We start from the raw sequence: 8,283 nt of genomic DNA, 5'->3' as shown, positions 1-8,283 counted from the left end.
AGCGTGACGCGTGTGTCGCGGATGGCGCGGCCGTCGCTTTCGAGCTCCAGCACGACCGCGGCGCTTGCCGCCGCGAATTCATAGGACTGGCGGTCGCGGATTTTCAGATAGGTCGAGCGTCTGGCTGCGGCCGAGCCGGGGATCTCTATTCCCACGATGACTTCGCCGGGGCGGATGTCGTGCTCCTGCTCGGCCGTCGCGCCGGGGGCGAGGAAGAAGTCTTCCACCTTCAGCCTGCGCTCGCCGAGATCGACCTCGGCGTCGAAGGCGACGAGCGCGATGGCGAGGTCGCCCGGATAGGTGGCGATGCAGGCCTCGCTGGTGCCGAGCACCGCATGGCCGCGCGTCCCCCCGCCGATCGCCGAGCAGCCGCTGCCCGGCGCGCGCTTGTTGCAGGTCGGGAAGTTTTGCGGATCGCGGAAATAGGGGCAGCGCGTGCGCTGCATCAGGTTGCCGCCGATGGTCGCCATGTTGCGAAGCTGCGCCGAGGCCGCCTGCCAAAGCGCCTCCGACACGGCCGGAAACAAGCTCTTCACCCCGGCATCGTCGGCGACATGGCTCATCCTGGCCAGCGCGCCGATGACGGCGCGGTCGGCGCTGACATCGATGGCGTTCAGTCCCTCGATGTGGCTGATGTCGATGACGGTTGAGGGCTCGGCGACGCCGCATTTGGCGAGGTCGACCAGCGTCGTGCCGCCGGCAAGCAGCATGGCGCCGGGAAGGGCGGCGGCGTTGCGCGCGGCCTCGACGCTGTCGGCGCGGAGATAGGAAAAGTCTTTCATGAGCGGAGCTCCTTGGCTGCCTGGCGGACGGCGGCGACGATGTGCGGATAGGCGCCGCAGCGGCAAAGATTGCCGGCCATGTATTCGCGGATTTCCTCGTCGGAGCCGGCATGGCCCTCGCGGATGCAGGCCACCGCCGACATGATCTGTCCCGGCGTGCAATAGCCGCACTGGAAGGCGTCCTGTTCGAGGAAGGCGGCCTGCACGGCGTTGAGCGTGCCGTCCTCGTCGGCCAGCCCCTCGATGGTGGTGATCGAGCGGCCTTCGACTTGCGCGGCTAAAGTCAGGCAGGCCAGCACCCTTTGGCCGTCGACATGAACGGTGCAGGCGCCGCACTGGCCCTGGTCGCAGCCCTTCTTGGTACCGGTGAGGTGGAGCCGTTCGCGCAGCGCGTCGAGCAGGGTGACGCGCGGCTCGATGTCGAGCGCATGGTCGCGGCCATTGATGGTGAGGTTTATGGAGAGGGTGGTGGGGCTGATGGTGACTTGATCATTCATGGGGCGTCGGGCTCCGATTGCTGGACGCTAGGCGGATGGAAATGGGGCTTGGGAGGAGAGGGGCAAGGTCTGAGGCACGAAGGAGGGCGAGGGCGTAGGAGCTGCCAATCTCCCCCCAAGTGGGGGAGATGCCCGGCAGGGCAGAGGGGGGCGCGAAGGAACGCGGCGTTGGCGGTCTGCTTTTCTTGAGAGAAATGTCTTCGGAGGAATCGCTTACCAAGCCTCGAGAGGCTGGCGGGACAGCGCCCCCCTCTGGCCTGCCGGCCATCTCCCCCACTTGGGGGGAGATCACGCTCTCACCAACACGTGACATACCGCTTCCCCTGATTATATGATAAGACTACTCCACTAAAACGGAGGCGCCTCCGTTTATTTACGTGGGGGCTGACCCGCATGGGTTCAAGCCCCATATTTGCGAGAGTGGAGAAAAAACTGTCCGAGCGGCCACCAGCATCTGCCGAAGAGAAGCCCGACGCCTCGGCGCAAAAGCCATTGCGCGCCGACGCGCAGCGCAACCGCGACAAGCTCGTCGAGATGGCGGCGCAGGCGTTCGCGGCCGACGGCGTCGATGCCTCGCTGGAGGAGATCGCGAAGCGGGCAGGGGTCGGCATCGGCACGCTCTACCGCCATTTCCCGACGCGTGAGCACCTCGTCGAGGTGGTCTACCGCCGCGAGGTGGAGGGGCTCTGCCAGGCGGCCGACGAACTCGCCCGTGATCATCCAGCCGATGTCGCGCTGGAGTTCTGGATGCAGCGCTTCGTCGACTACATCGCCACCAAGCGCGGCCTCGCCACCAGCCTGCGCCTCCTGCTTACCACCAACTCGACGCTGTTCTCCGACACCTCCGGCCGTGTCTCGGGCGCTATGCGAAGCTTGGTCGAGGCGGCCGCCGCTTCGGGAAAAATCCGCGCCGATGTCGACGCTTCCGACGTGATGCATGCGCTCGGTGGAATCTATTCGGCTCCCAACACGCCCGATTGGCGCGAGCGTTCGGGGAGGCTGGTGAAGTTGCTGATGGATGGGCTGCGCTTCGGGGCGAGAGGGTAAGGCTCTCCTTCTCCCCCTTGTGGGAGAAGGTGTTGCCGAAGGCGACGGATGAGGGTGTTCCAGAAAACACCAGCATCTCACTCCGCTGGAGCACCCCTCATCCGTCTCGGCGCTACGCGCCGATCCACCTTCTCCCACAACAAGGGGAGAAGGGAGGAGCGAGCCCTTCGCGCTCTTTATGGCTGGCTCAGCCGTTTTTTCCAGATATCAACTCGTCATCCTAGACCTAGGGCCTACATAGTCGGCACCACGCCTCCCTCCCAAAAGGATCCCCCATGTCCGAACAACTCAAACTCAACGACGGCGCCACCATTCCCCAGATCGGGCTTGGCGTCTGGCAGGTCGATCCCGATATCACCGCCAAGGTCGTGCGCTGGGGGATCGAGGCCGGCTACCGCCTCATCGATACCGCCGAGGGCTACCGGAACGAGGAAGGTGTCGGCGAGGCGATCCGCGCCGCCGGCTTGCCGAGAAGCGAGCTGTTCATCACGTCCAAGCTTCGCAACGGCGGCCATCAGCGCGATGCGGCGCTCCGCGCCTTCGATGACACGATGCAAAAGCTCGGCATTGACCGGATCGACCTGTTCCTGATCCACTGGCCGGTGCCCAGTCAGGACAAATATGTCGAGGCCTGGAAGACGCTGGTCGAGCTCAAGCAAGCCGGCCGCATCAAATCGGTCGGCGTGTCGAACTTCAACCAGGACCATCTGGAGCGCATCATCGGCGAGACCGGCGTGACGCCCGTCGTCAACCAGATCGAATTGCATCCGCATTTCCAGCAGCGCGACAAACGCGAGTTTCATGCCAAGCACGACATCAAGATCGAAAGCTGGAGCCCACTGGGCAGCGGCCGTCTGCTCGCCGACCCGACGCTTGCGGCAATCGCCAAGAAGCACGGCAAATCGGTGGCCCAGGTGATCATCCGCTGGCACCTGCAGCAAGGGCTGGTCGTCATCCCGAAATCGGTCCACCAGGACCGCATCGCCGGCAATTTCAACGTCTTCGATTTCGAGCTGGACGCGGGCGACATGGAGACCATCCAAGGGATGGATTCCGCCGACGGCCGAACCGGGCCTGACCCGGCCACGGCGGCGTTTTTGTTCTGAGGATTAGGCTCCACCTTCTCACACAAGGGGGAGAAGGAGAGAGGTGCCGCTAAATCCCTTCCCCATCGACCAGCGGCACGTCCTCGCCCTCCCAGGGGCTCGGCATCGACCCGCGCCCTGCCGTGGGCAGCGGCATCCAGCATCTCAGCTCCGGCTCGGCATATTCGACCACGCGTCCGGGCGAGGAGTCGGAAGCCCGCCAGCCTTCCTCGCCGAACTGGTCGGCGCGCGACCAGTAGGCCATGTCGACCTCGGCCGGTCCCTGCTCGGACGAGCGCACCGTCACCAGGATGCGGCTGCCGTCCCGCGGCGCGCTCGCCATGTTGCGCCAGTGGTCGGTCTCGTCCATGGGAAGTCCTCCTGCTCAAAGCAATTCCAGGAAAAGTGTGTAACGGTTTTCCGTCCGGAATTGCGCCAAAACGAATACCAATTCCAGGAAAAGTGCGCAGCGATTTTCCGTCCGGAATTGCGTCAAAACAAATTGCCTATTGCGATAGTCGCCGCCCGCCGGGGAGGGGTCAACCCGAACTTGGCGCAAGACAGAAATATCGTTCAGCGCTAATATGTTCCCGACCGCAATCGGATAGACGACGATGGACGACGGATTGCTGTCTCAAGCCACTCGTCTCGGGCCGGTCCATCTCAGGGTGACCGATATCCCGGCAGCCCTCACTGTCTGGCGCGACACGCTTGGACTCGATCCGATCGGCGAGGATGCCGTCACGGCGGAGCTCGGCGCCGGCGGCAGGGCGCTGATCGTGCTCCACGCCGGAGCGGTGACAGCGCTGCCGCAGAAATCGCGCGATCTCTTCCATGTCGCGATCCACGTGACGACGCGCCGCGATCTCGCCCACGCGGCTGCCCGCCTCAAGGCATCGAGATTGAGGTACAGCGCCCAGGATCATCTTATTTCGGAATCGCTCTACGTCTCCGATCCGTCCGGCAACGGCATCGAAATCTGTTTCGACACCCCGGAGCGTTTCCTGCGCCGGGAGGTGTCGGCCGACGGCCGCGTGACGTTGATCGCCGTCGACGGCAGCGCGCATTCGGGTCTCGAAGCGCTGGACGTCCCAGGCCTGTTGCGCGATCTCGGCAATTCCGGCCATGTCGAACCGCGGATGGCAGCCGATGCCTTCATCGGCCACATCCATATGCGCGCCCGCGCGCCCGAGGCGCTGATGCAATTCTATGTCGGCGTGCTCGGCTTCCGGCCGCACATCCAGTCCAGGACCTTCGGCATGTTCGACTGCGGCACCGGGCGCCGGCCGCATATGGTCGCCTTCAACATCTGGGCGCGCGAGGAGTTGCGCGAGCCGCCGCCGAATGCTGCCGGCCTCGACCATTTCACGGTCGAGCTCGCTTCGACCGAGGAGCTCGATGCGGTGGCTTCCAGGCTCAATGACGCCAATGTGCCGGCGAAAAGGATCGGCGACGCCATCGAGGCCGCCGATCCGGAGGGCAGTCGCTTGCGGCTCGTGGTTCAAGGGGTTTGATGGCGGCCACCGGCCGGACGCCGGACCGCACCGGGGAGAGAGGGGAGAAAAAAATGTCGCTGAGGGTGGTAGGAACCGGCTTCGGTCGCACCGGCACGGATTCGATGCGCGAGGCGCTGACGATGCTGGGTTTCGGCCCCTGCCACCATATGTCGGAGGTCATGGCGCATGAGGAACAGAAGCGGCTCTGGCGAGCTCTCGCCAAGGGCGCAGCACCCGACTGGGGCAAGCTCTTTGCTGGCTACATATCCTGCGTCGACTGGCCGTCGGCGCACTACTGGCGCGAGCTGATCCAAGCCTACCCACTGGCGCGCGTGATCCTCACCTGGCGTTCGCCCGAAAGCTGGTGGGAGAGTTTTGCAAAGACGATCGTGCCGGCAATCAGCGACAGCCAGGACCAGGAGTCGCTGGGCATCGCGCTGATCAAGAAGCAGGTTTTCGGCGGCCGCCCGCAGGACCGCGCGCATGCGATCGCCGTCTATGAGGCCAATGTCGAGGCTGTGCTCAAGACCGTACCAGCCGGGCGCCTCCTGATCCACAAGCTCGGCGACGGCTGGGAGCCACTCTGCGCCCATCTCGGCGTCCCGGTGCCGGCCGAGCCCTATCCCAATCGCAACACCGCGAAGGAGTTCCGCACGGCGCTTTCGTTGAATTGAGGCAGTAGGCAGTAGGCAGTAGGGAGTAGGGTAGTGGCAGCCAAAATGCACGGCCCCAGTCTGATCTTTCCCTACTGCCTATTGCCTACTCCCTACTGCCTGGAGCACGACCATGATCTACCCCGAAACCACCTTCCTGACCGCCACCCAACTGGCGGCGGCGATCCGCGAGAAGAAGGTCAGCGCCGTCGAGGCGATGGAGGCGCAGCTTGCCCGGATTGCGCTGGTCAATCCGCTCCTCAACGCCATCGTCACCCTCGATGAGGAAGCTGCCAGGGCCGGAGCGAAGGCTGCCGATCTCGCGATCGCGCGCGGCGAAGCCGTTGGCCCGCTGACCGGCGTGCCGGTCACGCTGAAGGACGGCCACGCCACCGCGGGCATGCGCACCACCGTCGGCCTGGAGGCCTGTGCCGATCATGTTCCGACCACCGACAGCACCATCGCCGCGCGGCTGCGCAAGGCGGGCGCCATCATCATCGGCAAGACCAATGTGCCGCCCAGGCTGCGCGACTTTCAGACCGTCAACCCGATCTTCGGCCGCACCGTCAATCCCTGGGACGTCACCCGCACGCCCGGCGGCTCGAGCGGCGGCGCGGCAGCCGCGGTCGCCGCCGGGCTGGTGCCGCTGGAGATCGGCAGCGACGCCGGCGGCTCGATCCGGGTGCCGGCGCATCTCACCGGCATCTACGGCTTCAAGCCGACGCAGGCGACCGTGCCGATCACCGGCAGCTACGCCGATCCGCCCGACATGCCGCGCAGCTTCCGCCTGCTGTTCGACATCGGGCCTTTGGCCCGTGACGTCGACGATCTCATCCTTGCCCACCGCATCATCGCCGGCGCCGACGGCCTCGACACCGAAGTGCCGCCGGTTGCCACAGACGAGATGCCGGAACCCGCGCTCGATGAGCTCAAGGTCGCCTGGGCGCCGACATTTCCCGGCGTGCCGGTCGCGATCGATATCGCCGATGCGATCACCGGCTTCGCTCGAGCTCTCGACATCGCAGGCGCGCGAGTGGGGCAGGCCTTGCCGCGGCATGATTTCGCGGCCGAGCGGACGCTGTTCTCGGTCTTCATCACCTGGTATTCGGAGGCTTTCCAGCCGCCGCGCGAGGCCTCGCCCTCGCTGTCGGCCTATCTCGAGGCGCTCAACCAGCGCGACGAATTCATCATCGCCTGGGAGCGTTTCTTCGACGACTGGGACGTGCTCGTCTGCCCGGCGATGATGTGCACAGCCTTCCGCCATCGCGAGACGGGGGCGCCGATCCCCGTCGACGGCGTCGAGACGCCGTACTGGAGCGCGCTCAGCCACGTCTGCCGCTTCAACCTGACTGGACATCCGGCCGTCGTCATTCCGATCGGTCTCGACCGCGAGGGCCTGCCGATCGGCGCCCAGCTCGTCGGCCGCCGCCATTCGGAAATGACGCTGCTGGCAGTCGCCAAGGCGCTGGCGCGTCTTACGGACGGCTTCGTCAGGCCGCCGGGATTGTGAGCAGACAGCGGCGCTGTCGCTTACACATGCACGTCGCCGAACGACAGCTCGCCGTCGTCGGCGCGCATCAGGAAGGCAGCGGCCAAAAGCGCGAGATAGAAAACCACCACGCCGCAGACCACCACGATGCCCGGAATGGGACCGAGCGTCGCTACCCGGAAGGTGTCGAGGAGCGAGGCGCCGAAGCCGATCGGCGAGCCTTCGCGCGACAGGCTCGGCGTGGTGATCTTCAATATCCAGGCGAGCAGCAGGATCGTGTACATGAAGATGTAGTTGCGGCGCAGCCGCCTGATCAGCGCCGCGCGCTGCGAGATGAGGAAGCGCGGCGAGCGCAGGCCTTCGCCGACGATCGCCAGCCAGTTGGAGGCATAGTCCGGCTGCGGCGAAAATATCTGCGCGAAATAATAGCGCTCGAACTGGCGCACCCGCGCCCGGTAGACATCGAAGAAGCGGTAGCGCCGCGCCTCGATCCAGAGCAGCAACGTGATCAGAAGCATGGCGAAGAGCAGCACGCCATGATGCGCGCTCGGCGTCGACAGCGACACCGAGAGCATCGCGGCAACCACAGTGATCGACCAGTTGCTGGTGCGGTCGAGGCGGTCGCGCCAGCCGGCCATGCGCGCGATCTCGGCGCGGTGGAAGTGCGACATCGTGGTTGCGAATTCGGAGGAGGTCAGCTTCAGCGCGAACGCGTCGGATCCGCGCGGCGCCGCTGCCGCCTCGGCCGGCTTTATGGTCTGGACCTGGGACATCCCCTTGCCACGTGCCTCCCGCCGTGGCCGGCCGATTGAGCCGGCCACACCCCATATAACACAACGTGCGGCCGGCAAAAATGTTCCTGGATAAGTTAGGATGCGGCGGGACGCTATGCCCGCTTTGAAGTAGCTGGAAACTGCAGCACCTCTGCCTCGGGCCGGGCATACTGGGCGGTAGCCACCGCCTCGATCACGAGGTCGAGCGCGGCGAGTGCCGTGCGGCTCGTTTCATCGTCGCCGCGCAGATAGTGGCAGGCCCTGTCGAGGTGCAGGTGGGCGGCGGCAAAGTCGCTTTTCATTAGCTTCTCCTTATTGCCCGCCGTGTTCGACCATGCGCGAGTCGCTTTACGCAAACGCAAAGATCAGCGGTCGTATTTGAATCGAATTGTCGGGACGGTGCGTAATCTCCCCCCTTGAGGGGGAGATGGCCGCGCAGCGGCCAGAGGGGGTCGTCTCGC

General features: G+C 65.4%; 10 protein-coding genes. 5 read left to right on the top strand and 5 right to left on the bottom strand.

Features of this window, described 5'->3' with window-relative positions:
• Together EOA38_RS20655 and EOA38_RS20650 are read right to left on the bottom strand one after the other, a co-directional pair.
• On the bottom strand, positions 1-782 hold a 782-nt coding region (locus EOA38_RS20655; protein ID WP_127300092.1), incomplete at its 3' end, for an FAD binding domain-containing protein.
• Positions 779-1,279 (bottom strand): (2Fe-2S)-binding protein, encoded by a 501-nt coding sequence (locus EOA38_RS20650; RefSeq protein ID WP_189350128.1) that lies wholly within the window; start codon positions 1,277-1,279, stop codon positions 779-781. The genes EOA38_RS20655 and EOA38_RS20650, both read right to left, overlap by 4 nt.
• A 432-nt stretch (positions 1,280-1,711) precedes the next feature.
• On the opposite strand from EOA38_RS20650, the gene EOA38_RS20640 reads away from it, so the two are divergent.
• A complete protein-coding gene (locus tag EOA38_RS20640) occupies positions 1,712-2,326 on the top strand; it encodes a TetR/AcrR family transcriptional regulator (protein ID WP_126095958.1) in 615 nt (204 codons plus the stop codon).
• A 275-nt stretch (positions 2,327-2,601) separates the two neighbouring features.
• Entirely contained in the window at positions 2,602-3,432 is an 831-nt protein-coding gene (locus EOA38_RS20635; protein ID WP_126094594.1) for an aldo/keto reductase, read from the top strand.
• A gap of 49 nt (positions 3,433-3,481) precedes the next feature.
• On the opposite strand, the gene EOA38_RS20630 is transcribed toward EOA38_RS20635, so the two are convergent.
• On the bottom strand, positions 3,482-3,781 hold the full coding sequence (locus EOA38_RS20630; protein ID WP_126094593.1) for a hypothetical protein: 300 nt from the start codon (positions 3,779-3,781) through the stop codon (positions 3,482-3,484).
• Positions 3,782-4,025: 244 nt separating this feature from the next.
• Here EOA38_RS20630 and EOA38_RS20625 point away from each other — a divergent pair, with 244 nt between their 5' ends.
• The 3 genes from EOA38_RS20625 (at position 4,026) to EOA38_RS20615 (ending at position 7,070) form a co-directional block, all read left to right on the top strand.
• Positions 4,026-4,925, top strand: a complete 900-nt coding sequence (locus EOA38_RS20625; protein ID WP_126094592.1) for a VOC family protein — start codon at positions 4,026-4,028, stop codon at positions 4,923-4,925.
• Positions 4,926-4,978: 53 nt separating this feature from the next.
• A complete protein-coding gene (locus EOA38_RS20620) occupies positions 4,979-5,581 on the top strand; it encodes a sulfotransferase family protein (RefSeq protein WP_126094591.1) in 603 nt (200 codons plus the stop codon).
• A 112-nt stretch (positions 5,582-5,693) separates the two neighbouring features.
• Positions 5,694-7,070, top strand: a complete 1,377-nt coding sequence (locus tag EOA38_RS20615) for an amidase family protein (RefSeq protein WP_126094590.1) — start codon at positions 5,694-5,696, stop codon at positions 7,068-7,070.
• A 20-nt stretch (positions 7,071-7,090) separates the two neighbouring features.
• On the opposite strand, the gene EOA38_RS20610 is transcribed toward EOA38_RS20615, so the two are convergent.
• Positions 7,091-7,822 (bottom strand): DUF2270 domain-containing protein, encoded by a 732-nt coding sequence (locus EOA38_RS20610; RefSeq protein WP_126094589.1) that lies wholly within the window; start codon positions 7,820-7,822, stop codon positions 7,091-7,093.
• 113 nt (positions 7,823-7,935) lie between these two features.
• Entirely contained in the window at positions 7,936-8,124 is a 189-nt protein-coding gene (locus tag EOA38_RS20605; RefSeq protein WP_126094588.1) for a hypothetical protein, read from the bottom strand.
• Positions 8,125-8,283: the final 159 nt, after the last annotated feature.

This window comes from Mesorhizobium sp. M1E.F.Ca.ET.041.01.1.1, assembly GCF_003997355.1.
Lineage (GTDB): Bacteria > Pseudomonadota > Alphaproteobacteria > Rhizobiales > Rhizobiaceae > Mesorhizobium.
Note: the sequence above shows the minus strand (reverse complement) of the source record. Positions and strands in the feature narration are given on the sequence as shown.